Consider the following 26541-nt stretch of genomic DNA (forward strand, 5'->3'; position numbering starts at 1 on the left):
CATGAGCGAAGCCAACAAATCCCGGAAGCCCGCTCGCGGGCGCTTCATTACCTTTGAAGGTGGCGAGGGCTCCGGCAAATCGACGCAAATTCAGATGCTCGCGGACCGGCTCAACGCGGCCAAACTGAAGACGATCACGACGCGCGAGCCCGGCGGATCGGCGGGCGCGGAGATCGTGCGGCACCTGCTGCTGTCCGGCATGGCCAAGGCTTTCGGTCCCGAAACGGAATCGCTGCTGTTTGCGGCGGCGCGCGACGACCATGTCAGCCAGGTGATCGAGCCCGCGCTCGAACAGGGAACGTGGGTGTTGTGCGACCGCTTTACGGATTCGACGCGCGTCTATCAGGGCGAGCTGGGGAAGGTCGATCTCAAGCTGATCCGGGCGATGGAGCGCGTGACGATTGGCGATCTCAAGCCTGACCTCACGATCATTCTCGATGTTCCCGTAGCTGTCGGTATGGAGCGAGCCGTCAAACGTCGTGGAACGGCGCTTCCCGATCGCTTCGAGGGCGAAGGCCTGAGCTTTCACGAGAAGCTGCGCGAAGCCTACCGCCGGATCGCAGAGAACGATCCGAAGCGCTGTGCGCTGATCGACGCGAACGCAGATCCCAAGATCGTTGCGGAGCGGATATGGAAAGCGCTGCGGGATCATCTGTTTTCGGTAGCCGCCGTTCGCGAGACCACCAAGGCATGAGCGCGCGCACCGCTGAACCCGAAACCGCAGTTCGTGCCCCGCGCGAGACGACGTCGCTGTTCGGCCATCGCGATGCCGAGCAGACGCTGCTGAATGCCTATCGGAGCGGCTGCATTCCGCACGCGTGGCTGATCGGCGGGGCACAGGGCATCGGCAAAACGACGCTGGCCTATCGCATGGCACGCTTCGTGCTCGCACATTCCGATCCTGCCGCACGCTCTGTGCAAGATGCCGACAATCTCTATGTCGATCAGGACCATCCGGTCGCGCGGCAGGTCGCGGGCGGAAGCCATGGCGGATTGCTGACGCTTGAGCGCACGGTCAACGACAAGGGCACCATGCGCACCGTCATTACAGTGGACGAGTCGCGTGAAACCATCGGGTTTTTCGGCTCGACGGCAGCAAGCGTCGGCGGCTGGCGTGTCTGCGTGGTCGATACGGTCGATGAACTGAATGCCAATGCCTCCAATGCGCTGCTGAAAATTCTCGAAGAACCGCCGGCGCGCTCGCTGTTCCTTCTTGTCAGTCATACTCCGGCGCGCGTGCTCGCCACCATCCAGTCACGCTGCAGGAAGTTGCCGTTGCGGCCGCTGGAGACGGATGACGTTGTCAGGGCAGCCGCGGAAGCGGCGGGATTGAATCGGAGTGACGCAGCGCTGCGCGAGGCTGCGGATGCGGCGGAGGGGAGTGTCGCGCGCGCGCTGACGCTGCTTGGCGGCCAGTCGCTCGGACTGCATCAGCGGACGCTTGCCTTGCTGAACACCTTGCCGCATGTCGATCAGCGCGCGCTTCATGCGCTGGGCGATGCGCTCCCGCTCAATGATCGCGTCGGTTTGAAGGCTTTCGTCGATACGGTGGACCGCTGGCTGACGGGACATCTGCATGAGCCGGACGCTGGCGCAAACCTGCCGCGCCTTGCACGGCTCGCCGAGGTATGGGAAAAGATCAACCGTGCCGCGCGCGACACCGAGAGCTTCAATCTGGAGCGAAAACCGTTGGTTTTCTCTGTATTTGATATGCTCGCTGAAGCCACCGGGGCTCGCCCGCAGGCTCGCTAATTGGACAATCGCAGTGGCTTTGCAGCACCCTGTTTGAGTGATCGCGCACACGTTGGCGTCGTTTTGAAATTCTAAGGAAGCGTAATGGCCAAGACCAAGAAAACCGCCGCGAAGAAAAAGAAAGCAGTCAAAGCGGCGCGCAAGTCCGTCCCGCGGCGCGCGAAGGTTTCTCCAAAGAAAAAGGCACGCAAGGCGGTCACGAAAAAGACGGCCAAAAAAGCTGCGAAGAAAACCGTCAAGAAAGCCGCAAAAAAATCGACAGCAAAGCGCGCCGGGAAAAAGGGCGCCGCAAAGAAGGGCACCTCAAAAAGGGCTGGCACCAAGACGTCCGCGAAAAAATCCGTCACGAAGCAGCGCTCCGCGAAAGTCGCCGGGAAGGCAGCAAAACCTGCCAAGCCCGTGACGGCAAAAGCACCGGCAAAACCTGCGAAGCCGAAAGCGTCGGCTGCGCCGCAGAGCGCCGCAAACACCGGCTCGAAGAATTCTTTCTACATCACGACCGCCATCGTTTATCCGAACGGTGCGCCGCACATCGGCCATGCCTATGAAGCTATCGCGACCGACGCGCTGGCGCGTTTCCAGGCGCTGGACGGCAAGGACGTGTTCTTCCTGACCGGCACGGATGAGCATGGCCAGAAGATGGTTCAGACGGCGCAGAAGGAGGGTATCTCGGCTCTCGATCTGGCAACACGAAATGCGGGATTGCTTCGTAAACTCGATGAGAAGCTGAACGTTTCGTTCAGCCGCTTCATTCGCACGACGGAAGAGCAGCATCATCGTTCAGTCCAGGAAATCTGGCGGCGCATGACCGACAATGGCGACATCTACATTGACAGCTACGCCGGCTGGTACTCCGTGCGCGACGAGGCTTATTACGCAGAGGACGAAACAGTCGTTGGCGAAGATAACGTCCGGCGCGGACCGCAGGGCACACCTGTCGAGTGGGTTGAGGAGAAGAGCTATTTCTTCGAGCTCTCCGCATATCAGGACAGGCTGCTGGCGCTATACGAGAGCCAGCCGGATTTCATCGGACCCGATTCCAGCCGGAGCGAAGTCATCAGTTTCGTCAAGGGTGGCCTCAACGATCTGTCGATCTCGCGCACCACGTTCGACTGGGGCGTTAAGGTGCCTGGCGACGAAGAGCACGTGATGTATGTCTGGGTCGATGCGCTGACTAATTACATCACCGGCGTCGGCTTTCCGGAAGAAGGCGACGCAAACTGGCGGTTCTGGCCGGCAGACGTTCATATCATCGGCAAGGATATCATTCGCTTTCATGCCGTGTACTGGCCGGCCTTTCTCATGTCCGCCGGAATTCCCTTGCCGAAACGTGTTTATGCGCACGGGTTCGTTCTGAACCGCGGCGAGAAGATGTCGAAATCGCTCGGCAATGTCGTCGATCCGTTCTACATGGCCGAGCTTTATGGCGTCGATCAGTTGCGCTATTTCTTCTTGCGCGAGGTGCAGTTCGGGCAGGATGGCGGCTACAGCCATGAGGCCATCGTCGCGCGCACCAACGCGGATCTTGCCAACGATCTCGGCAATCTGGCGCAGCGCTCGCTCTCGATGATCGGCAAGCAGTATGGCGGCGTGCTGCCGGAGCCGGGCGCGTTCAGCGATAACGACAAGGCCATTCTGGCGATGGCCGACGGGATGCTCGAGCAGGCGCGCACCGCGATGGGCACGCAGCAGATCCATCACGCGCTGAATGCAATCTGGGCGGTGGTCGCCGAAGCTAATCGTTATTTTGCGGGTGAGGCGCCATGGGCGCTGGCCAAGACCGATCCTGCGCGCCAGCAGACGGTGCTGTATGTCACCGCCGAGGTGGTGCGGCAGATCGCGATTCTCGCGCAGCCTGCGATGCCGGATGCCTGTGCCAAGTTGCTGGACATTCTCGGCGTTGCGAAGGACGCGCGGGACTTCGCGGCACTCGGCACACGGATCAAGGGCGGCACACAGTTGCCGCCGCCTGCGCCGATTTTCCCGCGCTATATCGAACCCACGGAAGAGAAGCCGGTTTAAGCCTGATGCTTGTTGACAGTCACTGCCATCTCGACTTTCCGGACTTCAAGGATGACCTTGACGCGATCGTCGCACGCGCTGAAGCCGCCGGCGTCGGCCGCATCGTTACGATTTCCACGCGCGTGCGCCGGCTCGACGGATTGCTGGACATCACGTCGCGGTTTCCCAATGTCTATTGCTCGGTCGGCACCCATCCGCATAACGCCGATGAGGAAGATGGCATCACGTCGGACGAACTGATCGCGCTCACGAAGCATCCCAAGGTGGTGGCGCTGGGCGAGGCGGGGCTGGATAACTTCTACAAGGATGGATCACCGGAAGCGCAGGAGCGGGGCTTTCGCGCACATATCGCGGCGGCGCGCGCCACCGGATTGCCGCTGGTGATCCACACCCGCGAAGCCGACGAAGCTTGCGGCCGTATTCTTGAAGATGAAATCGGGAAGGGGCCGTTCAAGGCCGTGCTGCATTGCTACACCGGCGGACGCGAGCTTGCGATGAAGGCCATCGCACTCGGGCTGTCGATTTCCTTCACCGGCATCCTGACCTTTAAAAACTCGCAGTCCATCCGCGACATCGCTGCCGAACTGCCGGCGGATCGCATCATGGTGGAAACCGACGCGCCGTATCTGGCGCCGGGAAAATTCCGCGGTAAGCGCAATGAGCCGTCCTTCGTGGTCGAGACCGCCAGAGTTCTGGCGGAAACGCGTGGCGTCTCGCTTGAGGAGATCACGCAGCAGACCACGGAAAATTTCTTCAGGTTGTTCGACAAGGTGCCGCGTCCGGACGCGAAAGCCGCATGACGGTGACGCTGACGATACTCGGCTCCGGATCGTCCGCCGGCGTGCCGCGCCCGGCGCTGGGCTGGGGCGCTTGTGATCCGAACAATCCGAAGAACCGCCGCCGCCGATGTTCGCTGCTGGCCGAGAAGGGCGATGCGGGTGCCCTCACGCGCGTTCTGATCGACACCTCGCCCGACCTGCGCGAGCAACTGATCGACGCCAATGTCGACCATCTCGAAGCAACATTTCTCACCCACGAGCATGCCGACCAGACCCACGGCATTGACGATCTGCGCTCCGTAGTGCTGCATCAGCGCAAACGGATTCCGGTCTATCTCAACGCATCCACCGGCAAGGATATTCTTTCGCGCTTCGCTTACTGTTTCGAACAGGCACCGGGCAGCGATTATCCGGCGATCCTCGAGAAGCGATCGATCGAGGCCGGTGAAACCGAAAGCATTGACGGGAAGGGCGGCTCCCTCGCCTTGTCCGCCTTCCTGGTTCAGCACGGCAATATTCCGGCGCTCGGCTACCGTATCGGCAATGCCGCCTACACGCCGGACCTTCATGACATTCCGCCCGAGAGCTTTCACGCGCTGGAAGGTCTCGACCTGTGGATCATCGACGCGTTGCGTTACGCACCGCATCCGAGCCATTTCAGCCTCGACGACGCGCTGTCATGGATTGAGCGTTTCAAACCGCGCCGCGCGGTGCTGACCAACCTGCATTCCGATCTGGATTACGAGGTGCTCCGCACGAAGCTGCCGCCCGGCGTGGAGCCGGGCTATGACGGAATGCGTTTGACGATCGAAGTGTAAGAGTTACGCCGAAATCGCCTTCGCCGAATTGGCCTGATCGCGCAGCATGAACTTCTGAATCTTGCCGGTGGATGTTTTCGGGATCGCACCGAACACCACGGACTTCGGAGTCTTGAAACCCGGCATCTGGCTTCGGCAGTAGGCGAGGATTTCCGCCTCGGTAGCGCTGGCGCCGTCCTTCAACTCGATGAATGCGCAGGGCACCTCGCCCCATTTCGCGTCCGGCTTGGCAACGACGGCTGCGAACAGCACCGCCGGATGCTTGTACAGTACGTCTTCGACCTCGACCGACGAAATGTTTTCACCGCCGGAGATGATGATGTCCTTCGAGCGGTCCTTGATGATGACGTAGCCGAACTCATCGAGCACGCCGAGATCGCCGGTGTGAAACCAGCCGCCTTCGAAGGCTTCCTTCGTGGCCTTCTCGTTCTTCAGGTAGCCTTTCATGACGATGTTGCCGCGGAACATAACCTCGCCGATGGTCTCGCCGTCGCGCGGCACTTCCTGCATGGTTTTAGGGTCGAGCACGCTGACGGCTTCCTCGAGGGGATAGGGCACGCCCTGACGGCGCTTGAGCTGCGCGCGCTGGTCCGCCGGCAAATCGTCCCAGCCCGGTTGCTCGGCGCAGACGGAGGCGGGGCCATAGACCTCAGTCAGCCCGTAAACGTGCGTGATCTTGATGCCGATCCGTTCCGCGCCTTCCAGCACGGCCACGGGAGGCGCTGCGCCGGCGATCAGCCCGGTGATGAACTTCCCGGCTTCGGCCTTTGGCGCGCCCGGCGCGTTGATCAGCGAGTTGTAGACAATCGGCGCGCCGCACATGTGGGTGACACCGTGCTTTGGAATCAGCTCGAAAATCTTGGCCGGATCGACCTTGCGCAGGCAGACATTCACGCCGGCTGTCGCCGCAATCGTCCATGGAAAGCACCAGCCGTTGCAGTGGAACATCGGCAGCGTCCAGAGATAGATAGGATGCGTGCCGAGGTTGCCGGCCAGGATGTTGCTCACGGCGTTGAGATATGCACCGCGATAATGCGTGACGACGCCCTTGGGATTGCCCGTGGTGCCGGACGTGTAACTCAATGCAATGGCGTCCCATTCATCCTGCGGCTGATGCCAGGCAAAATCCGGATCGCCGGATGCGACGGCTGCTTCGTATTCGAGTTCGCCTATCCGCTTGCCGCCGGCGAACGCCGCGTCATCGACGTCGATCACAAGCGGCTTTGGACCCTTCATCAGGCCCAGTGCGTCAGAAATCACGCCTGAGAACTCGGGATCGACCAGAATGATGCTGGCGCCTCCGTGATCGAGTTGGAACGCGATCGACGCCGCATCGAGGCGGATATTGAGCGCATTGAGGACCCCGCCGGCCATCGGGACGGCGAAATGGACTTCATTCATGGCCGGGATATTCGGCAGCATCGCTGCAACGGTGTCGCCACGGCCGATGCCGCGGCCGGCGAGATATGACGCGAAGCGCTTGCAGCGCTCATAGGTCTGCGCCCAGGTGAATGTACGGCCTTCGTAGACGGCGCTGACATGGTCCGGATAGACGCCGGCACTGCGCGCGAGGAAGCTGAGCGGAGAGAGCGGCACATAATTGGCCGGCGTCTTGTCCAGACCGACGCTGTACTGGCCCTGACCGTTGCTCATATCCGAACTCCCTGAGGTGCCGCCGCTGCTCGGTCGGGCATTTGCAATCGTTTCTACATCGGCATCCTGTGCGGTCAATCACCGAGGGCGCTGTTGCGGATAACGAGCGCAATTTAGGCCAATGTTTTCAGATATAACCCAAGATATATCGATCATTTTATCGGGTATTGAATAGATCATATTGAAATCACAGTGATATAATATATTCCATAATATACCTTATGCGAATCGAGCGTTGGGCTTTATCGGGTCAGGCACATGGAGCTTCGATGACTCCCGATCACCCCAGCGGCTCCAGGATGAGCCCTTCAGCGCCTCGCAGGCTCACTGTCCTACGCACCGGCTCAGTCTGCCTGTCCATGAAGGTCGACAGCAGTATCCGTCCACGCGCAGCCACCGCAGCGAACTCTAGCGCGGCCGGCGCTTCGCCCAGGTTGAGCGCGACAAGCAGTTGCCGGCCCTCGTAGGCGCGCTCGAACACCAGCAGATCGCCAGCGACTCTGACGGCATTGCAAGCGCCTACGGCCAGTTCGGGCCGCATCCGGCGAAGACCGATCAGGGCCCGGTACAGACTGAGCATTGAGGCTGCATCCTGATGTTGGGTCGCGACGTTCGTCCGCGCAAAATCATCGCCCAGCGGCAGCCATGGCTCGCCGGTACTGAACCCGGCATAGGACGTCGAATCCCATTGCATTGGCGTACGGCAGCCGTCGCGTCCCAGGCCGGTGCCGGGCAGATTTTTCTCCCATGGATCCCTCACCCGATCCGGCGGAATTTCAGCCTGCGCCATACCGATCTCGTCGCCATAATACAGCGTCGGCGTTCCGCGCAGCGTCAGCAGCAGCATCGCGGCAACGCGGGCTTGATCGTGACCGACGCGGCTGGCGATGCGCTGCCGGTCATGATTGCCGAGTACCCAGTTCGGCCAGGCATCCGGCGGCAAGGCTTTCTCGTAATCGTCGATGAGTTTCGCGATGGCTCGCGCATTCCACGGCGTCGAGATCAGCGAAAAGTTAAATGGTAAATGCGCGCCGGTGAGGCCGGGGCCGTAGTAAGCCACAAGCTTTTCCGGCGGCAGATAGATTTCTCCGATCAGCACGCGATTGTCGAACTCGTCGATCACCCGGCGCATCTCCGCTACGACGGCGTGAACTTCCGGCCGGTCGGTCGAGTACAATGGGATCAACTGCTCATACGGCTGCCGCCCCAGTCCGAACTCGGTATTCGGCGGATTGTCGCGTAGCAGATCGTCCTTGATCAGATGCCACATCACATCGACGCGAAAGCCATCGACGCCACGTCGCAGCCAGAACCGCATCACGTCGTGCATGGCATTGCGCACGTCCGGATTGCGCCAGTTCAGATCGGGCTGGCTGCGCAGGAACGCGTGGTAATAGTACTGATTGGTGTGGGCATCGAATTCCCATGAACTGCCGCCGAATTCGGAAAGCCAGTTGTTCGGCGGGCCGCCCTCGCCGCAGCCGTCGCGCCAGATGTACCAGTCGCGTTTCGGATTGTCTCTTGATGTGCGGCTTTCGACGAACCATGGATGCCGGTCGGAGGTGTGATTGGGCACCAGATCGAGAATGACCTTCAGCCCAAGGTCGTGCGCCGCCGCGACCAGTGCATCGAAATCGTCGAGCGTCCCGAACAGCGGATCGATTCCAGTGTAGTCGGAAATGTCGTATCCAAAATCGTCCATCGGCGATGGGAAGATCGGCGATAGCCACAGTGCATCAACGCCAAGCTCGACCAGATAAGGCAGCCGCTCGATGATGCCCTTCAAGTCACCTACTCCGTCGCCATTCGAATCCTGAAAGGAGCGCGGATAGATTTGATAGAGGATGCCGGACCTCCACCACGGAAAACGCTCACGCATGGGTCACGCTGAATGATTGGGAGAATCCGACAGGCGCTCGGCACTTAGGCGCATGCTCAAGTCGTTGGCAAGACACGCTTGAACCCTGCCCGCGTGAAGCCGATAATCCGTGGATGAATCGTTGTCGCGCAATCGCCTGACATAAAACGTTCACATCGCAATTTGCACAGGCGCATGCATGAACTTCCGGATGCCACGGCAACAACAGCGCGGGCCCGTCCGGTTCGACTCGGACACGAGGCGCTGGACTATTATGGTGGTCGTGTTGATCGGCTCGCTCGGCGTCTATGCGGTCGAGCGCTGGATGCGGACACCGGATACACCTGTGACTGGCAATGCCTTCGTTGCTGATGGCGATACGCTGACGATTTCAGGTACCCGGATTCGCCTGATCGACATTGACGCACCTGAACTGAATCAAATGTGCCTCGATGCCCAGGGCCGCGATTGGCCGTGTGGACGGCAGGCGTCGGCGCAATTGCGGGGTCGTATTCGCGGCCAAGATCTGAAGTGCCAACCGAGATCGATCGACAAATTCGGCCGTACGCTGGCGACCTGCTCCCTGCCCGATGGTACCGATGTCAACGCCTGGATGGTGCAGCAAGGCTGGGCCATGACATCCGGTTTCGCGAATGTTTATGGCGCGCAGCAAGAAGAGGCAAAATCCGCCAAACGCGGGTTGTGGGCGGGAACGTTCACGCCACCGCGCCAATGGCGGGACCAGCACCCGCGCAACGACAACAATCGAAAAGACTGACTGCGCGTGCCGACTAGCCGGCTTTCGCCAGACATGGCTGTTCGCGCAAGTGGCGCTCGGTCGAAGCAGGATACTTTCGCAGCAATGCCGCCGGCCTGATCGGGCGTGGCACGAAGTTGCCGCCGCAGTTAGGGCACGCGCCGCCGAAGACTGTGTCCGCGCATGTCGCGCAGAACGTGCATTCAAATGTGCAGATCACCGCTTCAAGGCTCTCCGGCGGCAGGTCCCTGTCGCAGCATTCGCAGTTCGGCTTGAGCTTCATCATGGATGGCCTCCTCGGCAAGTTCAGGCGCCGAGACGCTCGTCGCGCCGGCGCAGCCAGTGAATCGCGGGCAGCGTCAGCAACACCATAACAGCCTTGCCGACAATTTGGCCTGCGAGGAAGTCAAGACTGCCAAACGCCAGCCACAAAAACAGCAGCGAGTCGGCAACAAGCCCGACGAAGCTGCTTGCAGCAACCGCCCGCACGAGGCCGCGCTTCTGCAACGGCGTATAGACCGCGAAGTCGGCCAGTTCGGACAGCAGGAACGCCACGGCCGAGGCGATCACCAATGGCGCGGGCGCGAGCACCGCGGAGAGTACAGTCCCTGCTCCGATTGCCGCCAGCCCATACGCCACACCGAGCCGCCGTTGCACGAGATCGCGCAGCACCAGCGCAAGACCCGCCATCAGCACGCCGCTGGGGGCCATGAGACCCGGCGCAACCGGGATAAGGCACGGGCCGTTCGGCGGACAGACGGTGCCGACATACTGGATGAGCCAGTTGGCGATCGGAATGCAGGCGACGTAGGCCGCGAGGAACATCAGACCTTCGATGCGAAGGCGCTGCGGCAGCGGGGTCATTGCGCTTCGGTGCCGGCTTGCGCCGCGTAGGCCGCCCATCCGCGCGCGCGCAGGCTGCACGCCGGACATTCGCCGCAACCGTAGCCCCAGTCGTGGCGCGCACCGCGTTCGCCGAGATAGCAGGTGTGGGAATGCTCAACGATCAGATTGACCAGCTCCTTGCCGCCAAGTTCTTCCGCCAGCTTCCAGGTGTCTGTCTTGTCACGCCACATCAGCGGCGTATGCAGTTCGAATGGACGCGCCATGCCGAGATTGAGCGCGACGTTGAGCGCCTTGATGGTCTCGTCGCGGCAATCCGGATAGCCGGAAAAATCCGTTTCGCACATGCCGCCGACGATATGGGTGATGCCTCGCCGATAGGCGAGTGCGGCAGCGAAAGTGAGGAACACCAGATTGCGGCCGGGCACGAATGTATTCGGCAGGCCGCCCTCGCCCATTTCAATCGCCGTGTCGCGCGTCAGCGCGGTCTCGGAAATCACGCCGAGGGTCGGAATATCCAGCGTGTGATTTTCGCCGAGCCTTGAATCCCATTCCGGCCGCAGGGCCACCATGCCGTCGATCAGTTTTGCCCGGCTCTCAAGCTCGATGGCGTGCCGCTGGCCATAGGAAAACCCGACTGTTTCCACGCGGTCGAAACGCGCCAGGGCCCACGCCAGACACGTCGCGGAATCCTGCCCGCCGGAGAAAAGCACCAGGGCAGCACTATTTTGAACCAATTCGCTCATGGATTGCCCTTAGCACCCGGACACCGCGCCGCCAATTGTCTCGAAGTTGCCGTTGCGGCATAGAAGGTAGGCCCTTTTCATACCTTGGTGCGCTATGCCTCCATCTCAAGACATTTCTACGCTGCTCGACATCATGGCGAGACTGCGCACGCCCAAAACCGGCTGCCCGTGGGACTTGGAACAGACCTTCGCGACCATCGCCCCCTACACGATCGAAGAGGCCTTTGAGGTTGCCGACGCCATCGCCCGTGACGATCTCGATGATCTGAAGGACGAACTCGGCGATCTGTTATTGCAAGTTGTGTATCACGCCCGCATGGCCGAAGAGCAAGGCGCTTTCGCGTTCGGCGATGTGGTGAATGCAATCAGCGCCAAGATGATCCGGCGGCACCCGCATGTTTTCGGTGACAGGGCCGGACAGATGACGCCCGATGAGGTGGCGGGCCTGTGGGGTAGCATTAAAGCTGAAGAGAAGGCGGAACGCGCGGCACTGCGCGGTGAAGCGGCCGACGCGGAGCCCGGCCTGCTCGCGACCGTAAAAAAGAGCCAGCCGGCGCTCGCGCGTGCGCTGGATTTGCAGCGGACGGCCTCGACGGTCGGCTTCGACTGGAACGATCCACGCGCGGTGCTGGCGAAAATCCGCGAGGAAGCCGACGAAATCGAAGCCGCGCTCGACAGCGGTAACCAGTCTCATATCGCGGAGGAAACTGGCGATCTTCTTTTCGCCGTCGTCAATCTGGCGCGGCACGCCAAGGCCGATCCCGAGATGGCGCTGCGCGCGACCAACGCGAAATTCGAAAAACGCTTCGCCTATATCGAACGCACACTTGCCGCGCGCGGCTCGTCGCTGGAGAAGGCAACGCTCGCGGAAATGGACGCTCTGTGGAACGAGGCGAAGACTCGCGCTCTAGATCCCGCGGCAACCTGAGCGATCAATGCACGCTCGGAACTGCGCCGAATTTGGCGATGGTGATCTCGCGTTTGGTCTCGTCAACGCGCACGGTCATCGTGAAGCGGCCGTTCTCCATGTGCTTGTCCAGAACTTCGGAATTCCGGTGCAGCCAGCTGATGCCGGCGCCGTCTGACGCATCGATGGAGAGATCGAGCGTCACCCGCGTTGCGGCCAGACGATCCTCGATGGCCGCAAGCAAGGCGTCGATGCCCTCCCCGGTTTCGGCTGACACCGGGAAACATGGACGCTCCGGCGGCCGGCGCGCGGCGATGTTCGCAAGATTGTCGCGCCCTTCCTGATCGAAGCGATCGATCTTGTTCCAGACCTCGATAATGCGGTGACCGCCGTCAGGATCGATCCCGAGTTGCCGCAAGATCGATTCGACGTCCTGCTGCTGGGCCTCGGCATCTTCGTGCGAAATGTCCCGGACGTGCAGGATGACGTCGGCCTCGATGACTTCTTCCAGCGTGGCGCGGAATGCCGCGACGAGCATGGTTGGCAGGTCCGAGATAAAACCGACGGTGTCCGACAGCATGGCCTTGCCGCCGTGTGGCAGGGTCAGCGCGCGCAACGTCGGATCGAGGGTCGCGAACAGCATGTCGGCGGCCTGCACGTCGGCGCGCGTCAGGCGGTTGAACAGTGTGGATTTTCCGGCGTTGGTGTAACCGACCAGCGCGACAACGCGGTACGGCACACGCTGCCGCCCGGCGCGATGCAGCCGGCGCGTTGCCTGAACTTTCTTGATTTCGGTTTCGATGCGCGCGATGCGATCGCCGATCAGACGGCGGTCGGCTTCGATCTGCGTTTCGCCGGGGCCGCCCATGAATCCGAAACCGCCGCGCTGGCGCTCGAGATGGGTCCATGACCGCACAAGCCGGCTGCGCTGATAATTCAGATGCGCGAGTTCGACCTGCAACGATCCTTCACGGGTTTTCGCGCGGCGGCCGAAGATTTCCAGAATAAGCCCGGTGCGGTCGAGCACCTTGGCCTTCCATTCCTTTTCAAGATTGCGCTGCTGGACCGGCGACAGCGCGCAATCCATGACCACAAGATCGACATCGCCGGCCTTGATCAGGCCAAGCATCTCCTCGACCTTGCCCTTGCCGAGATAGGTCGCGGGTCGGATTTCGCTCAGCGGTGCAACGACGGCTTCGGCAACGGTAAGATCAATCGCGCGTGCGAGGCCGACGGCTTCTTCAAGCCGTGCATCGGGATTGCGGATGCCATGGGATGTTGTTGGCGCGTCGGGATCGCCCCTTCGCGCACGCTTGTAAGGGCCGATGACCAGCACCCGCCCTGTATCGCCCCGCGCCGACCTTGGACGGTCAGCGCCCCCGTCAAACTCTCGGGGTTCCAAATCAGTTCAATCTCAAGCTGGCGCGTCCTCGCCGCCTTCGAACAACTGGATCGGAGCACCCGGCATGATGGTCGAGATCGCGTGCTTGTAGACAAGCTGCGAGTGACCGTCTCGCCGAAGCAGAAGGCAGAAATTGTCGAACCATGTGACAATGCCCTGCAACTTCACTCCATTGACCAGAAAGATCGTCAGTGGCGTTTTGGTTTTACGAACGTGATTGAGGAATGTGTCTTGTAGATTTTGTGCGCGGTCTGCCGCCATTTTCTTATCCCGCAGTCTTGTTTTTGGGCCAGGGCCTGCTCTCTTCGGAGCGGTGGTCCGGCTGCCGGCGTCCCTGAGATCCCCCTCCGGGTGCTGCACCGCGATTAAAGGACAGGCCCGGTTGTTAGGCAAGGCCGCTCACCCCGGCCGGGACGCCAAAGGGCGGCAAAACTTACGAAAATTCTGAAAAACGGTGAAATTCTTCCCGCAAGCGCATGGAAATAGCCCCCGGCTTGCCACCGCCGATTGGACGGCCGTCGATCCGCACCACGGGCATGACTATCTGGCTGGACGCGGTCACGAAGGCCTCGGCGGCTTCGTAGGCTTCAGCCGGGGTGAAGGGCCGTTCCTCAAGTTTGATCTGGAGCGACGCCAATACGTTCGTCAGAACGGCCCGCGTGACCCCGGCAAGTATGCCGCTGTCGGCCGATCGCGTGACCACGCGACCGTCCTTTGTCACGATCCAGGCGTTGCTCGACGCGCCTTCGGTGACCTGACCGTCGCTATCGACGAACCATGCTTCGTAAGCGTCGTTCTCGCGCGCCTGCTGCTTCGCAAGCACGTTGGGCAACAGCGATACCGACTTGATGTCGACCCGAGGCCAGCGGTTTTCCGGAATGGTGATGACGCCGATGCCGCGCGCAGCGGTGTCCTGATTTTTCTGGAAGCTGAGACCGCGCGCTGTAATCACCAGGGCAGGCTTCACCGGCTTCAGCGGAAACGCATGATCGCGCCGCGCCACGCCGCGCGTCACTTGCAGATAGACGATGCCGTAGGTGACGCGATTCCGCCGCACCGTTTCGTGAATGACGATTTCAAGCGCCGACAGCGGCATCGGCATATCGATCCGCAACTCGCGCAGCGATCGCTGCAGGCGGGTTAAATGGCGCGGTTGATCGACAACCTTGCCGCCTCGGATTTCGCAGACTTCGTAGACACCGTCGGAAAACTGATAACCGCGGTCCTCGATATTCACGCTCGCGTCCCGCATGTCGCGGTACTGGCCGTTCACATAGGCGATGCGGGACATGTGATCAGCCTACGCCCAATGCCTTGAGCTTGCGATGGAGCGCCGAGCGCTCCATGCCGACAAACTCTGCCGTGCGCGATATATTCCCCGAGAACCGGCTGATCTGCGCGATCAGGTAGTCGCGCTCGAACACTTCGCGGGCTTCGCGCAGCGGCAGGCCCATGATGTGTTCGCCGTTGTTGCCGGTCGGCATGGCGGGAATCATCGAACCGACATCCTGTGGCAGCATGTCCGCGGTAATCGCGGCATCGGCGTCGCCGCCGGCCAGGATCATGACGCGTTCGACGTTGTTGCGAAGCTGGCGCACGTTGCCGGGCCAGACGTGCGATTGCAGGACCGCCATCGCGTCTTCGCCGATGCGCCGCTTGGGCAAGCCCGTGGCCGATGAAATCTGATCCATGAAGTATTCCACCAGTTCCGGAATGTCCTCGCGGCGCTCTGACAGAGGCGGAACGCGGATCGGAACAACTGACAGGCGATGATAGAGATCCTCGCGGAATTTTCCTTCCGCGATCTCGGCTTCCAGATTACGCGCCGTCGAGGACACGATTCGCACGTCGACGCTGACCTTGGTGGTGCCGCCTGCCCGCTGGAACGTCTGATCGACCAGCACGCGCAGGATCCGATTTTGCGTCTCGCGCGGCAGATCGGCAATCTCGTCGATGAACAGGGTGCCGCCATGCGCTTCTTCCAGCGCACCGGGCTTGCGGCCGGTCTCGCCGTCCGACAATTCGATGCCGAACAGTTCGACCTCCATCCGCTCCGGCGTGATCGCGGCGGCGTTGATGACAACGAACGGACCGTCGGCGCGGCCCGACATCGCGTGCAGCGTGCGCGCGGCCAGTTCCTTGCCGCCGCCCGATGGACCAACAATCATGATACGGCTGTTGGCCTTCGCCGCGCGGTCGATGGTCTGGCGCAACTGGTTCATGCAGGGCGACTTGCCGATCAGCGTTCCCGACGACGGTGCGTGCTGCTTGAGTTCGCGCACCTCGCGCCTCAGGCGGGATGTTTCCAGCGCACGGTTGGCCACGAGGATCAGGCGGTCCGCCTTGAACGGCTTCTCGATGAAATCATAGGCGCCGCGCTTGATGGCCGCGACCGCCGTCTCGATATTGCCGTGGCCCGAGATCATCACAACCGGCACTTCCGGATGGTCGCGCTTGATCTGCTCGAGAAGCTGCAAGCCGTCGAGCCGGCTGCCCTGAAGCCAGATGTCGAGGAAAATCAGATTCGGCCGGCGGCTCGAGATTTCCGCCAGCGCGCTGTCGCTGTCGCGCGCGGTGCGCGTCTTGAAGCCTTCGTCATCGAGAATGCCCGCGACGAGGTCTCGAATATCTGCTTCGTCATCGACGATCAAAATGTCATTCGCCATGAATCACGCCCGCTCTGTCAATCGCCGGTTACGGCTTCTATTTCTGTTTTGGTGCCTTCGGTCGCGGCGTCTTTTGCCTGCCCCGAAATGGAAAATCTCATCCGTACCCAGGCGCCCCGTGCTCCGGGACGAAGGGCGGATGCGTCGTTCAATTCAATTCGCCCGCCGTGATCTTCCAGAACCCGGCCGACGATCGCGAGACCGAGGCCGGTGCCCTTCTCGCGGGTGGTCACGTAAGGCTCAAGCAAGCGCGCGCGGCTTTCTTTGGGCAGCCCTACTCCGTTATCCACAATGTCGATCACGATATCGTCGTTTTCGCGCGTCGCGATGACATCGATATGTCCGCGTTCGATTTCTCCAGCAGGGACCGCGCCGATCGCTTCGGTTGCGTTCTTGATGATGTTGGTCAGGCCCTGCGAGATCAGACGCCGGTCGAATTTCGCGTGCATCGGCTCCTGCTTGATGTCGACTTCAATATCGACATCGGGATGACCCACGCGCATCAGGAACACTGTCTGACGAACGGTGTCGGCGACATCCTCGCCTTCGATCACCGGCTTCGGCATACGCGCGAACTTGGAGAACTCGTCGACCATCTTCCGGATGTCATCGACCTGACGAATGATCGTATCGGTGCACTGGTCGAAAATGGGCCGATCCTCGACGATCACCTTGCCGAACTTGCGTCGGATACGCTCGGCGGAAAGCTGAATTGGCGTCAGCGGATTCTTGATCTCGTGGGCGATGCGGCGGGCAACATCGGCCCATGCGGACGTGCGCTGCGCTGTCACGAGTTCGGTGATGTCATCAAGCGTGATGATGTAGCTTTCGTTGGATTGCCCGGTCTGCTCGGAACTGACGCGCACCGACAAATTGCGTTCCACCTTGTCGCGGCTGATCTCGATCTGACCCTGCAACAGGCGTTGAGCGCTGCCGCGCGCCGTGGTCATGAGTTCGTTGAGTTCGGGAACGATTTCGGACAAAGGCTTGCCCATCACTTCCGATTCCGAATGCCCGATGAGCTTCTCCGCCGAACGGTTGAGAACGGCGATCTTGCCCTCGCCGTCAACGCCGATGATGCCCGCGCTCGCGGACGAGAGGACGGCCTCGATGAAGCGTCGGCGGCTGTCGATGAGTCCGCTGGCGTTGACGAGGTCGTCGCGCTGCGTGCGCAACTCCTGCGTCATCTTGTTGAATGTCTCGCCCAGAGTTGCGAGATCGCCTTCGGATTTGAGCACTGGCACCTGCACATGAAGGTCGCCGGTGGAGACGAGATTGGCCGCACCCATCAATCGCCGGATAGGAGCCACCAGCCAGTTGGCAAAGTTCAGGCCTAAGAGCACAGACGACATTAGCACCGTGAGCGCGATCACGGTAAACATCAGCGCGAACGCGACTTGAATGCCCAGCCGGCGCGATTCAAGTTCGGCATATTCCTTGACGCTGTCCTGCGTCTGCCGCAGCTGCGCCACCACGCGAGGATCAAGCAACCGCGCGACGTACAGGAACGTATCCTGGAACGCGCGCAGGCGAATGACCGCCGCGACGTAGTTCTGTTCGATGAACACGCCGATCTGCGGTTCATCCTCGGTCACGTTGCGGAGGAAGTCGGCAGCCGGAGTCTGGAAGTCCTGCTGGATGCCGGTGGCGGCCGTCTCAAGGATATTGCGATCCTTGTCGATGATCATCGCGCCAGGAAGGTTGCGCGACGCGGCGCTCGACGTGAGGACATTGCGGAAGGTCTGGCGGTCCTGATCGAACAGCGGCCGTGCACGTGCAATGTCGCTCGACATGCCGATAATGTCGCCGCGGATGAGTTGCGCGTGTTCGTAGACGTAGGCGTTCGCGACGATGAGCGAATTCTCGATCACTGCCCGCGTGCGGACCGAAAACAGCCGGTCGAGGCCGCGATCGATGGTGACATTGGCGACGATCGACACCAGCACCGCAGGCAGCACAGCGATCACCGAGAACAAGCTGACGATCTGAACGTGAAGACGGGCGGCGGCCCGGCCACGGCGTCGGGCCTGAACCACCTGCCACACCTCGCGGGCGATAATGCCCAGCAGAAGCAGGATGGTTGCGCCGTTGATCAGGAGGAACGTGACGACGACTTCGTGGGTGGGCGCAATCGGCGTCAGGCCGGTCAGCACGACGAAGGTCAGGAAGGCGGACAGTAGCGCTAGGCCAACCGCCAGCGGCGCGAACAGCCTGCGGAGCGGTCGGCCGGAGGACTCGGCAAACGACGGATCGAAGCTTTGGGCCGACGTCTCTGCTGCGGTCATGCGGGGGTCGGATCAGGCCAATGTGTGCCGGAGCACGGCGGTTGCCGTATCCAGTGATGCATTCATACCACAATGTTGCTGAATTGCGACATTTCCTAGGCGCGCTGTTCGATCGAACCACGGCTTCAAGCGGTTCTAAGAACGACTGAGCGCCCGCAAAGGCGCTTAGTCACCGGAATGCCACTGCCCTTGCCTAACCGCCGCTGCGATAGACCTGAATGTCGAGATCCCGAATCTTCTTGCGAAGCGTGTTGCGGTTCAGCCCAAGCAGGTCCGCAGCCCTGATCTGGTTGCCGCGATTGGCTGCCAGGGCCGCCGTAAGCAGCGGGACTTCGATTTCCTTCAGGATGCGGTGGTAAAGTCCGGGTGGCGGCAGCCCATTCGGAAAGCCCGCAAAATGCGATGACAGATACATCTCCACCGCGCCTCCGAGATTGTCGACGCTTTGCGGCATACTGCCGCCCGAGACCACGGCCGGCGGCGCCAGTTCGCCCTCAATAACAGATCCCGTAATGACGTCCTGCGGATAGAGCGCCGCCAGACGCCGCGCGAGGTTTTCAAGCTCGCGCACGTTACCGGGCCAGCGATGCTGCTTGAGCCGCTCGACCGCCTGCGCGTCGAGCTTCTTCGGCGGCAGGCCGTCCTTCTCCGCAAGAGCAAAGAAATGCCGGATCAGGTCGGGCAGATCCTCAATGCGTTCGCGCAGCGGCGGCAGCCGCAGCGGCACAACGTTGAGGCGGAAGAACAGGTCTTCGCGGAACAGCCCCTGTTGGATCAGGATGCGCAGATCCTTGTTGCTGGCCGCGACGATCCGAACATCGGTCTTGATCGGCGTGCGTCCGCCGACCGTGGTGTATTCGCCTTGCTGCAACACGCGCAGCAAGCGGGTCTGCGCTTCCATCGGCATGTCGCCGATTTCATCGAGGAACAGGGTACCGCCTTCGGCCTGCTCGAAACGTCCGGTCGCGCGGGCATTCGCGCCGGTGAATGCGCCACGCTCGTGTCCGAATAGTTCGGACTCGATGAGGTCGCGCGGGATCGCGGCCATGTTGACGGCAACGAACGGACCGTTGCGGCGCTTGCCGTAATCATGCAGCGCTCGCGCCACCAGCTCTTTGCCGGTGCCGGATTCGCCAGAAATCATCACCGTGAGGTCGGTCTGCATCAGACGCGCAAGCACGCGGTAGATTTCCTGCATGGCCGGCGACCGGCCGACCAGCGGAATCGAATCGAATTCGCCCTCATCCTTTGTAGCGACCGGCCGTTCCTTCGGCTCCGACAGCGCGCGCCCGACGATGGCGATCAGTTCCTTGAGATCGAACGGTTTCGGCAGATACTCATAAGCCCCGCGCTCGGACGCCCGGATCGCCGTCATGAAGGTGTTCTGCGCGCTCATCACGATGACCGGCAGATTGGGACGCATCTTCTTGATCCGCGGCAGCAGATCGAAGGCGTTTTCATCCGGCATCACGACGTCGGTGATGACGAGATCGCCCTCGCCCTGACTGACCCAGCGCCAGAGCGTGGCTGCGTTACCGGTTAGCCGCACCTCATATCCTGCACGGGACAGCGCCTGATTGAGCACGGTGCGGATGGCGGTGTCGTCGTCTGCGACAAGTATGCTACCTGCGGGCATTGTTCTTAGTCCTCATCTGCGGTTGGTGAGGCAGGCGACGGCATTCCCGGGCGCTCGTCGCTATTGCTATTGTTTTTGGTTGCGTTGAACATCGGCAGCAGCACGCGAAAAACAGTTTTGCGTGGCAGCGATTCACATTCGATGATGCCGCCGTGATCGCCGACGATCTTGGCGACAAGCGCCAGACCGAGACCGCTTCCGGTCGGCTTGGTGGTCACGAACGGATCGAAAAGATTGGCAAGGAGATCGTCGGGCACGCCGGGGCCGTTGTCCTTGACGCAGAACTCCAGCGGCAGCGACACGCGCGACTTCTTGCCGGGCACGGACAGGCGCACTCCCGGCCGGAATGCTGTGGTGAGCTGAATTTCGCCATCGGTTCCGAGATCCGCGACGGCTTCCGCTGCGTTCTTCACGAGGTTGAGAAACACCTGAATCAGCTGATCCTGATTGGCCAGCACGGGCGGCAACGACGGATCGTATTCTTCAACGAATTTGATGTTGCGCGCGAAACCGGACTGCGCGAGCCGCTTCACATGATCGAATACCGAGTGAATGTTCACCGGCCCACGCGCCACAGGACGCTCGTCCCCGAACACCTCCATGCGGTCCACAAGGGTAACAATCCGGTCCGCTTCGTCGCAGATCAATCGCGTCAGCGTGCGGTCTTCCGGTGACGCGGCCTGTTCGAGCAGTTGCGCAGCGCCACGGATCCCCGACAGCGGATTCTTGATTTCGTGCGCCAGCATCGCTGCTAGAGCAATGACAGAACGCGCGGCACTGCGATGGGTGAGCTGCCGGTCCATCTTGTCGGCAATGGTGCGCTCCTGGAGCATCACCACGATGTGGCCCGGGCGTTCGCTGAGCGGAGCGACATGAAGATCGACTTGACGGTCACCGCCAATGCGCGGTGTGCCGAGATCGACCTTGTATTCGTTCACCGCCGAACCGGTGCGGCGGACCTGATCGATCAGCGCCAGCAGCGGGCTACCGAACGGCACCAACTCGCGCAGCATCTGCCGCTGCAGATGCGGAATCGAGGTCTCGAAGAATGACTCCGCCGCGATATTCGCGTCGAGAATCTTGCCATCCGGCGCAATCAGCATCACCGGATTCGGCAACGCGTTCAGGATCGCTTCGCTGCTCGTGAATTGTGCGAGGTGTTTCTCGGCGACGTTGCTCATGCGGCGGCGCTCCAGGCAAATTCGCCAAAGGCGTCATGCAGCGAACGGCGCACGTGGGCCGGATCGGTCGCGGTCAAAATCGTCTGACGCCAACGCTTGAGGACGTCAGCTGATGCGGCGCTTCCCTTCGCGGCAACGTCGAGCGCCCAGCTGAGATGTTTGCGCGCATGACGTAAGCCGATGCGTGCCCCGTAGTGATCCACAACCTCATCATAGAGTTTGCAGACATAGCCAAGCTGATCGTCAAGCTGCGGCGCATGCTCTAACGCACCGCCGTCGAGACGCCTTGCGATCTGTCCCGGCAACCATGGCTGGCCCTGCGCGCCGCGCCCGATCATGACCGCATCCGCGCCGGAGGCTTCGAGCGCGCTCGCGGCCTGTTCAAATGAAGTAATGTCGCCGTTGACGACCACGGGCACCGTCACAGCTTCTTTCACAGGCCGCACAGCGGCCCAATCGGCACTGCCCTTGTAGAACTGGCAGCGGGTGCGGCCATGCACGGTGATGAGTTTGACGCCCGCCGCCTCGGCGCGCCGCGCGAGTTCAGGCGCATTGAGGGAGCTATCATCCCAGCCGAGCCGCATCTTCAGCGTCACCGGGACGCTGACGGCCGACACGGTGGCGTCGATAAGCCGCAGCGCGTGATCGAGGTCGCGCATCAGCGCCGAGCCGGACTGGCCGCCCGTGACGTGGCGGGCCGGACAACCCATGTTGATGTCGATGATGTCGGCGCCGGCGGCTTCCGCGATTCGCGCGCCCTCGGTCATCCAGTGGGTTTGACAGCCGGCAAGCTGAACCACATGCGGTCCGATGCCAGTCGCCTCGCAGCGCAGGACTGACATTGGCCGGCCGCGCGCGAGATCGTCGCTTGCAGTCATTTCTGAAACGACGAGGCCTGCTCCGAGTTCAGCAGCAATGCGGCGAAACGGGGCATCGGTCACGCCGGACATCGGTGCAAGAAGGACGCGGTTAGCGACCTGAATATCGCCAATGGTCAGTGGATTCTGACGTGCCGAAGCCATGCCGATCACTGCGTTTCTCGTTTTTTGGCGATCCCCGCTTCATTGCGGGAAGCGCATAGCTTAATTTCTAAGCATTTTGCGATCATGCCTACAGTTTAGCCAATTGCAAGCGGCATGCAAGTGCGACGCAACAATTCTTCCAGATTATTCACATAGATGCGGAATCGTGCTGTTTCTCGCCCAAATATGGTAAGGGCAGCGCCTAACGCCGCCGATATCCGGCTCATCCCGCTTTGGTCGTTAATTATCCATGCCCACTTCGAAACGGACTGCCGCCATCATCGTCGCCGCCGGCCGCGGACTGCGCGCCGGGACGGGCGGTCCCAAACAATACCGGACCATCGGCGGTAAAACCGTCCTTTCGAGGGCGATGGAGCCGTTCTGCACACATCCTGACGTGTTCGCGGTGCAGCCCGTCCGCAATCCGGACGACGCCGATATTTTCGATCAGGCGGTCTGCCATCTCAAATATCAGACGCCCGTAAACGGTGGCGCGACACGTCAGGCCTCCGTGCGTGCAGGGCTCGAAGCGCTTGCAAGCCAGGCGCCTGACATCGTTCTCATTCACGACGCGGCCCGCGCGTTCGTCACCGACAAGGTGATCGCGCGCGCGATTGATGCCGCGCTCGTTACCGGCGCTGCGATTCCCGTCGTGCCGGTGACGGACACCATCAAAGTCGTCGATGCCGACGGTGGCGTCACGGCGACGCCGGATCGCGCTCACTTGCGGATCGCGCAGACGCCACAGGCCTTTCGTTTCGATGTCATTCTCGAAGCGCATCGCCGCGCGGCGCGTGAAGGCCGCGACGATTTCACCGACGACGCAGCGATTGCCGAATGGGCGGGATTGACCGTTGCGACATTTGAAGGCGATGCTGCGAACATGAAACTGACCACCCCGGAAGATTTCGCGCGCGAGGAAGCGCGGCTCGGCGCAATGCTCGGCGATATCCGCACCGGCACCGGCTACGACGTCCACGCCCTCACCGATGGCGATCACCTGATGCTGTGCGGCGTGCGTGTGCCGTTCAATCGCGGATTTCTTGCCCACTCCGACGGTGACGTCGGGCTGCATGCGATTGTCGACGCCATCCTCGGCGCACTGGCGGATGGCGATATCGGCTCGCATTTCCCGCCGAGCGATCCGAAATGGAAGGGCGCTGCGTCCGACCAGTTCCTGAAACATGCTGTCGAACTCGTCGGCAAGCGTGGCGGGCGGATTGCGCATCTCGAAGTGACGATGATCTGTGAAGCGCCGAAGATCGGCCCGCTGCGCGACGTGATGCGCGCGAAAATCGCCGAGATCACCGGACTTCCCCAATCAAGAATTGCCGTGAAGGCGACGACAAGCGAACGGCTCGGGTTCACCGGGCGGCAGGAAGGCATTGCCGCAACCGCCAGCGCGACGATTCGTCTTCCGTGGGATACGAACGACGGGCCAGTCGCATGAGCGCCAGCGCCATCCGCGCCCTCTCCCGCTCGTTGCTGGATCTGTGCCGGATGCGCAAGCTGACGATTGCGACCGCAGAATCCTGCACCGGCGGACTGGTCGCGGCGGCACTGACTGAAATTCCAGGATCGTCAGACGTCGTCGATCGCGGCTTCGTCACCTACTCCAATGAAGCAAAGCACGCCATGCTCGGGGTCGAGACCTCGACGCTGGAGACGTTCGGTGCGGTGAGCAAGGAAACCGCGACCGCGATGGCGTTCGGCGCACTCGAACACGCGGACACCGATCTCGCGGTTTCGATTACCGGTATCGCCGGCCCCGGCGGCGCGACACCTGGAAAGCCCGTGGGACTGGTGCATCTGGCAGTCGCCGCACGCGACGGCCGCATCTCGCACAAGGAATGCCGGTTCGGCGCTGTCGGCCGCAACAACGTGCGCGAACAGTCTGTCGTGGAAGCGCTGAAAATGCTGACGGAGATGGCGCGCGGACCGCAGCCGCCGCTCAAGAAGCGCCCACGCGCCGCGGCCCATAGACCGCATCCGCGCGTTTCTCGAACGCCGCGGCGAAGCGTTGGAAAGCGGCGTCGAACAACCCGCCCATCAGCACCGCGAGCATCCGACTCTTGAATTCGTAGGCGATGAAGAAGCCGACATCGCAGGCGTCGTCCGACTTCGCCTCGAAGGTCCATCGGTTCTCGAGTTTGCTGAACGGGCCTTGCAGATACTCGACAAGGATTTTCAGGTTCGGCTTGTCCAGCGTGACGCGGCTGGTGAAGGACTCGCGCACCACCTGAAACGAGACGGTCATATCAGCGACAATCACCTCGCTGCCGTCCGGCTTAGCCGTCCGCTGCCGGACTTTCAGCGACTGGCACATCGGCACGAATTCGGGATAGCGCTCGACGTCAGCGACGAGATCGAACATCTTTTCCGCGCTGTGGCGGACACGGCGTTTGTTGGAGAATTGCGGCATCGGGAGTTAGCGATTGGCTGCTTCGCGAGCTGCCTGCAGCTTCGCGAAATCCTCGCCGGCATGATGTGAGGAGCGCGTCAGCGGGCTCGCCGACACCATCAGGAAGCCCTTGGTATAGGCGACTTTCTCGTAGCCACCGAACTCGTCCGGCGTCACGTAACGCATCACCGCATGATGCTTGAGGCTCGGCTGCAGGTACTGCCCGATGGTGAGGAAATCGACATCCGCCGAGCGCAGGTCGTCCATCACCTGCAACACTTCGTGCCGCTCTTCGCCGAGGCCGACCATGATCCCGGACTTGGTGAAAATGGCCGGATCCATTTCCTTGACCCGCTGCAACAGCCGGATCGAATGGAAGTAGCGCGCGCCGGGGCGCACGGTGAGATAGCGCGAAGGCACGGTCTCAAGATTATGATTGAACACGTCGGGCTTTGCCGCAACGACCTGCTCCAGCGCGCCTTCCTTGCGCAGGAAATCGGGCGTGAGAATCTCGATGGTCGTGGTCGGGCAGCTCGCGCGAATGGCGCGGATGGTTTTCGCGAAATGATCCGCGCCGCCGTCGGCCAGATCGTCGCGATCCACTGAGGTGATGACGACATGCGCGAGCCCGAGCTTCTGAACCGCAAGCGCGACATGCTCCGGCTCGGACGCATCGAGCGCGTTCGGCATTCCGGTTTTCACGTTGCAGAAAGCACAGGCGCGGGTGCAGGTGTCGCCCATGATCATGAAGGTGGCGTGCTTCTTGTCCCAGCACTCGCCGATGTTCGGACAGCCGGCTTCCTCGCACACCGTGACGAGGCCGTTTTCCTTGACGATGTTGCGGGTGTTGGCATAGCCGCGCGAGTTCGGCGCGCGCACGCGAATCCAGTCGGGCTTCGCCGGCGACTTTGAATCGGGCCGGTTGACCTTCTCCGGATGACGAGGACGCACCTGATTGGAAGACACCGTGTCGATCAGAACAACCATGAAAAGCCTGCGATTTCCTTCAACTTACCTAAGCCTGCGAACCGCTTGGTGCAAGCCGTCTGCATCGTGCTACCTTGGAATGAATATCACGTTTCCAGGCGATCCCGTATGGCCCTTCGCGCCCATCCCCTGCCCATAAATGCCCTGCCTGCATGATGGTTGAACTCCCACCCCGCCCCGCCTTGGGACGTCTGCTGACGCGCAAATTCTTTGCCCGCAGTGTCCATGACGTTGCGCCCGACCTGATCGGCGCGACCCTGCTGGTGGACGGCGTCGGCGGCATCATTGTCGAGGTCGAGGCCTATCACCACACCGAGCCAGCGGCGCATTCCTTCAATGGTCCGACGCCGCGGAACATGGTGATGTTCGGCCAGCCCGGCTTTCTCTACGTGTACCGATCCTACGGCATCCACTGGTGCATGAATTTCGTTTGCGAAAAGGAAGGCTCCGCGAGCGCTGTCCTGATCCGCGCAATCGAGCCTACCCACGGCATCCCGGCGATGCGGCGGCGGCGCGGGTTGCGCGAAAAGCGCTCGTTGTGCTCGGGACCGGGCAAGCTCTGCGAGGCGATGGCCGTGAGCGACAGGCACAATGGCCTCGCGCTCGATGCGCCGCCGATCGCGGTCTACGCGCGCACGCGCAAACAGGAGGTCGTCAGTGGCCTCCGCATCGGCATCACCAAGGCGGTCGAGCTGCCGTGGCGCTACGGCTTGAAGGGTTCAAAATTCATGAGCAAGCCGTTTCCGGCATAAGGCGAAACGGTGACGAACTTTGCCGCAAAAGGCGAAGTGGCGACATCTCAGCGGCACGCAGAAAATTCTGGATA

At 61.6% G+C, this 26541-nt stretch carries 24 protein-coding genes and 1 pseudogene; 10 read left to right on the top strand and 15 right to left on the bottom strand.

The genetic code is table 11. The features are described from left to right. Position 1 precedes the first annotated feature (1 nt). The 5 genes from tmk (at position 2) to AC1RKJ_RS01855 (ending at position 5371) form a co-directional block, all read left to right on the top strand. A complete protein-coding gene (gene tmk / locus AC1RKJ_RS01835; protein ID WP_492789204.1) occupies positions 2 to 694 on the top strand; it encodes a dTMP kinase in 693 nt (230 codons plus the stop codon). Beyond that, positions 691 to 1752 (top strand): DNA polymerase III subunit delta', encoded by a 1062-nt coding sequence (locus AC1RKJ_RS01840; protein ID WP_492789205.1) that lies wholly within the window; start codon positions 691 to 693, stop codon positions 1750 to 1752. Before tmk ends, AC1RKJ_RS01840 begins: the two co-directional genes overlap by 4 nt. Positions 1753 to 1836: 84 nt before the next feature. Next, positions 1837 to 3774 (top strand): methionine--tRNA ligase, encoded by a 1938-nt coding sequence (gene metG, locus AC1RKJ_RS01845; protein ID WP_492789206.1) that lies wholly within the window; start codon positions 1837 to 1839, stop codon positions 3772 to 3774. A 5-nt stretch (positions 3775 to 3779) separates the two neighbouring features. After that, on the top strand, positions 3780 to 4574 hold the full coding sequence (locus AC1RKJ_RS01850; protein ID WP_492789207.1) for a TatD family hydrolase: 795 nt from the start codon (positions 3780 to 3782) through the stop codon (positions 4572 to 4574). After that, a complete protein-coding gene (locus AC1RKJ_RS01855; protein ID WP_492789208.1) occupies positions 4571 to 5371 on the top strand; it encodes an MBL fold metallo-hydrolase in 801 nt (266 codons plus the stop codon). The genes AC1RKJ_RS01850 and AC1RKJ_RS01855 overlap by 4 nt, the downstream gene beginning before the upstream one ends. Positions 5372 to 5374: 3 nt before the next feature. On the opposite strand, the gene AC1RKJ_RS01860 is transcribed toward AC1RKJ_RS01855, so the two are convergent. Continuing rightward, positions 5375 to 7024 carry an acyl-CoA synthetase gene (locus tag AC1RKJ_RS01860; RefSeq protein ID WP_492789209.1) on the bottom strand — a complete coding sequence of 550 codons (1650 nt, stop codon included), beginning with the start codon at positions 7022 to 7024 and terminating at the stop codon, positions 5375 to 5377. 280 nt (positions 7025 to 7304) lie between these two features. Continuing rightward, on the bottom strand, positions 7305 to 8903 hold the full coding sequence (locus tag AC1RKJ_RS01865; protein WP_492789210.1) for an alpha-amylase family glycosyl hydrolase: 1599 nt from the start codon (positions 8901 to 8903) through the stop codon (positions 7305 to 7307). 253 nt (positions 8904 to 9156) lie between these two features. On the opposite strand from AC1RKJ_RS01865, the gene AC1RKJ_RS01870 reads away from it, so the two are divergent. Next, a complete protein-coding gene (locus tag AC1RKJ_RS01870; protein ID WP_492789211.1) occupies positions 9157 to 9660 on the top strand; it encodes a thermonuclease family protein in 504 nt (167 codons plus the stop codon). A gap of 13 nt (positions 9661 to 9673) precedes the next feature. Here AC1RKJ_RS01870 and AC1RKJ_RS01875 read toward each other — a convergent pair whose 3' ends face one another. The 3 genes from AC1RKJ_RS01875 to queC are packed head-to-tail and all read right to left on the bottom strand — an operon-like array spanning position 9674 to position 11228. Next, on the bottom strand, positions 9674 to 9925 hold the full coding sequence (locus tag AC1RKJ_RS01875) for a DUF1272 domain-containing protein (protein ID WP_492789212.1): 252 nt from the start codon (positions 9923 to 9925) through the stop codon (positions 9674 to 9676). A gap of 20 nt (positions 9926 to 9945) precedes the next feature. After that, complete coding sequence (locus AC1RKJ_RS01880) at positions 9946 to 10503, bottom strand: VUT family protein (RefSeq protein ID WP_492789213.1); 558 nt, start codon at positions 10501 to 10503, stop codon at positions 9946 to 9948. Then, positions 10500 to 11228, bottom strand: coding sequence for a 7-cyano-7-deazaguanine synthase QueC (gene queC, locus AC1RKJ_RS01885; protein ID WP_492789214.1), 729 nt, complete (start codon positions 11226 to 11228; stop codon positions 10500 to 10502). Before queC ends, AC1RKJ_RS01880 begins: the two co-directional genes overlap by 4 nt. Positions 11229 to 11322: 94 nt before the next feature. Between queC and mazG the strand changes: the two genes are divergently transcribed. Beyond that, positions 11323 to 12156, top strand: coding sequence for a nucleoside triphosphate pyrophosphohydrolase (mazG, locus tag AC1RKJ_RS01890; protein WP_492789215.1), 834 nt, complete (start codon positions 11323 to 11325; stop codon positions 12154 to 12156). Between the two features lie 4 nt (positions 12157 to 12160). Here the strand turns inward: mazG and hflX are convergent, their stop codons facing one another. The 8 genes from hflX to dusB form a co-directional block, all read right to left on the bottom strand. Further along, positions 12161 to 13537 carry a GTPase HflX gene (gene hflX / locus AC1RKJ_RS01895; protein WP_492789216.1) on the bottom strand — a complete coding sequence of 459 codons (1377 nt, stop codon included), beginning with the start codon at positions 13535 to 13537 and terminating at the stop codon, positions 12161 to 12163. A 12-nt stretch (positions 13538 to 13549) separates the two neighbouring features. Then, the gene (gene hfq, locus AC1RKJ_RS01900) at positions 13550 to 13798 is read right to left on the bottom strand and encodes an RNA chaperone Hfq (protein WP_006020546.1); all 249 of its coding nucleotides are present in this window, start codon (positions 13796 to 13798) and stop codon (positions 13550 to 13552) included. Positions 13799 to 13970: 172 nt separating this feature from the next. After that, complete coding sequence (locus AC1RKJ_RS01905; protein WP_492789217.1) at positions 13971 to 14828, bottom strand: D-amino-acid transaminase; 858 nt, start codon at positions 14826 to 14828, stop codon at positions 13971 to 13973. Between the two features lie 4 nt (positions 14829 to 14832). Then, positions 14833 to 16203: a nitrogen assimilation response regulator NtrX gene (ntrX, locus tag AC1RKJ_RS01910; RefSeq protein ID WP_492789218.1), complete on the bottom strand. Its 1371-nt coding sequence runs from the start codon at positions 16201 to 16203 to the stop codon at positions 14833 to 14835. 17 nt (positions 16204 to 16220) lie between these two features. Continuing rightward, positions 16221 to 18488, bottom strand: a complete 2268-nt coding sequence (locus tag AC1RKJ_RS01915) for a sensor histidine kinase NtrY-like (protein ID WP_492789219.1) — start codon at positions 18486 to 18488, stop codon at positions 16221 to 16223. 193 nt (positions 18489 to 18681) lie between these two features. Further along, positions 18682 to 20124, bottom strand: coding sequence for a nitrogen regulation protein NR(I) (gene ntrC, locus AC1RKJ_RS01920; protein WP_492789220.1), 1443 nt, complete (start codon positions 20122 to 20124; stop codon positions 18682 to 18684). A gap of 5 nt (positions 20125 to 20129) precedes the next feature. Then, complete coding sequence (locus AC1RKJ_RS01925; RefSeq protein WP_492789221.1) at positions 20130 to 21305, bottom strand: two-component system sensor histidine kinase NtrB; 1176 nt, start codon at positions 21303 to 21305, stop codon at positions 20130 to 20132. Further along, positions 21302 to 22327, bottom strand: coding sequence for a tRNA dihydrouridine synthase DusB (dusB, locus tag AC1RKJ_RS01930; RefSeq protein WP_492789222.1), 1026 nt, complete (start codon positions 22325 to 22327; stop codon positions 21302 to 21304). Before dusB ends, AC1RKJ_RS01925 begins: the two co-directional genes overlap by 4 nt. A gap of 250 nt (positions 22328 to 22577) precedes the next feature. Here dusB and AC1RKJ_RS01935 point away from each other — a divergent pair, with 250 nt between their 5' ends. Both AC1RKJ_RS01935 and AC1RKJ_RS01940 read left to right on the top strand, forming a co-directional pair. After that, complete coding sequence (locus tag AC1RKJ_RS01935; RefSeq protein WP_492789223.1) at positions 22578 to 23777, top strand: bifunctional 2-C-methyl-D-erythritol 4-phosphate cytidylyltransferase/2-C-methyl-D-erythritol 2,4-cyclodiphosphate synthase; 1200 nt, start codon at positions 22578 to 22580, stop codon at positions 23775 to 23777. Continuing rightward, positions 23774 to 24244: pseudogene (locus AC1RKJ_RS01940) on the top strand (CinA family protein); the annotation flags it as partial. The gene AC1RKJ_RS01935 and the pseudogene AC1RKJ_RS01940, both read left to right, overlap by 4 nt. Before the next feature lie 34 nt (positions 24245 to 24278). Here the strand turns inward: AC1RKJ_RS01940 and AC1RKJ_RS01945 are convergent. Together AC1RKJ_RS01945 and lipA are read right to left on the bottom strand one after the other, a co-directional pair. Next, complete coding sequence (locus AC1RKJ_RS01945; RefSeq protein ID WP_492789224.1) at positions 24279 to 24749, bottom strand: type II toxin-antitoxin system RatA family toxin; 471 nt, start codon at positions 24747 to 24749, stop codon at positions 24279 to 24281. A 6-nt stretch (positions 24750 to 24755) separates the two neighbouring features. Beyond that, positions 24756 to 25715 (bottom strand): lipoyl synthase, encoded by a 960-nt coding sequence (gene lipA / locus AC1RKJ_RS01950; RefSeq protein ID WP_492789225.1) that lies wholly within the window; start codon positions 25713 to 25715, stop codon positions 24756 to 24758. A 152-nt stretch (positions 25716 to 25867) separates the two neighbouring features. Here lipA and AC1RKJ_RS01955 point away from each other — a divergent pair, with 152 nt between their 5' ends. Beyond that, positions 25868 to 26467, top strand: coding sequence for a DNA-3-methyladenine glycosylase (locus AC1RKJ_RS01955; protein ID WP_492789226.1), 600 nt, complete (start codon positions 25868 to 25870; stop codon positions 26465 to 26467). Positions 26468 to 26541: the final 74 nt, after the last annotated feature.

It is taken from the genome of Afipia sp. GW822-FHT04G07 (assembly GCF_058800765.1).

Bases quoted from the DNA above. Each gene is read 5' to 3' on its own strand.
- tmk (WP_492789204.1), top strand. From the start codon at position 2: ATGAGCGAAGCCAACAAATCCCGGAAGCCCGCTCGCGGGCGCTTCATT.
- AC1RKJ_RS01840 (WP_492789205.1), top strand. From the start codon at position 691: ATGAGCGCGCGCACCGCTGAACCCGAAACCGCAGTTCGTGCCCCGCGC.
- metG (WP_492789206.1), top strand. From the start codon at position 1,837: ATGGCCAAGACCAAGAAAACCGCCGCGAAGAAAAAGAAAGCAGTCAAA.
- AC1RKJ_RS01850 (WP_492789207.1), top strand. From the start codon at position 3,780: ATGCTTGTTGACAGTCACTGCCATCTCGACTTTCCGGACTTCAAGGAT.
- AC1RKJ_RS01855 (WP_492789208.1), top strand. From the start codon at position 4,571: ATGACGGTGACGCTGACGATACTCGGCTCCGGATCGTCCGCCGGCGTG.
- AC1RKJ_RS01860 (WP_492789209.1), bottom strand. From the start codon at position 7,024: ATGAGCAACGGTCAGGGCCAGTACAGCGTCGGTCTGGACAAGACGCCG.
- AC1RKJ_RS01865 (WP_492789210.1), bottom strand. From the start codon at position 8,903: ATGCGTGAGCGTTTTCCGTGGTGGAGGTCCGGCATCCTCTATCAAATC.
- AC1RKJ_RS01870 (WP_492789211.1), top strand. From the start codon at position 9,157: ATGGTGGTCGTGTTGATCGGCTCGCTCGGCGTCTATGCGGTCGAGCGC.
- AC1RKJ_RS01875 (WP_492789212.1), bottom strand. From the start codon at position 9,925: ATGATGAAGCTCAAGCCGAACTGCGAATGCTGCGACAGGGACCTGCCG.
- AC1RKJ_RS01880 (WP_492789213.1), bottom strand. From the start codon at position 10,503: ATGACCCCGCTGCCGCAGCGCCTTCGCATCGAAGGTCTGATGTTCCTC.
- queC (WP_492789214.1), bottom strand. From the start codon at position 11,228: ATGAGCGAATTGGTTCAAAATAGTGCTGCCCTGGTGCTTTTCTCCGGC.
- mazG (WP_492789215.1), top strand. From the start codon at position 11,323: ATGCCTCCATCTCAAGACATTTCTACGCTGCTCGACATCATGGCGAGA.
- hfq (WP_006020546.1), bottom strand. From the start codon at position 13,798: ATGGCGGCAGACCGCGCACAAAATCTACAAGACACATTCCTCAATCAC.
- AC1RKJ_RS01905 (WP_492789217.1), bottom strand. From the start codon at position 14,828: ATGTCCCGCATCGCCTATGTGAACGGCCAGTACCGCGACATGCGGGAC.
- ntrX (WP_492789218.1), bottom strand. From the start codon at position 16,203: ATGGCGAATGACATTTTGATCGTCGATGACGAAGCAGATATTCGAGAC.
- AC1RKJ_RS01915 (WP_492789219.1), bottom strand. From the start codon at position 18,488: ATGACCGCAGCAGAGACGTCGGCCCAAAGCTTCGATCCGTCGTTTGCC.
- ntrC (WP_492789220.1), bottom strand. From the start codon at position 20,124: ATGCCCGCAGGTAGCATACTTGTCGCAGACGACGACACCGCCATCCGC.
- AC1RKJ_RS01925 (WP_492789221.1), bottom strand. From the start codon at position 21,305: ATGAGCAACGTCGCCGAGAAACACCTCGCACAATTCACGAGCAGCGAA.
- dusB (WP_492789222.1), bottom strand. From the start codon at position 22,327: ATGGCTTCGGCACGTCAGAATCCACTGACCATTGGCGATATTCAGGTC.
- AC1RKJ_RS01935 (WP_492789223.1), top strand. From the start codon at position 22,578: ATGCCCACTTCGAAACGGACTGCCGCCATCATCGTCGCCGCCGGCCGC.
- AC1RKJ_RS01945 (WP_492789224.1), bottom strand. From the start codon at position 24,749: ATGCCGCAATTCTCCAACAAACGCCGTGTCCGCCACAGCGCGGAAAAG.
- lipA (WP_492789225.1), bottom strand. From the start codon at position 25,715: ATGGTTGTTCTGATCGACACGGTGTCTTCCAATCAGGTGCGTCCTCGT.
- AC1RKJ_RS01955 (WP_492789226.1), top strand. From the start codon at position 25,868: ATGATGGTTGAACTCCCACCCCGCCCCGCCTTGGGACGTCTGCTGACG.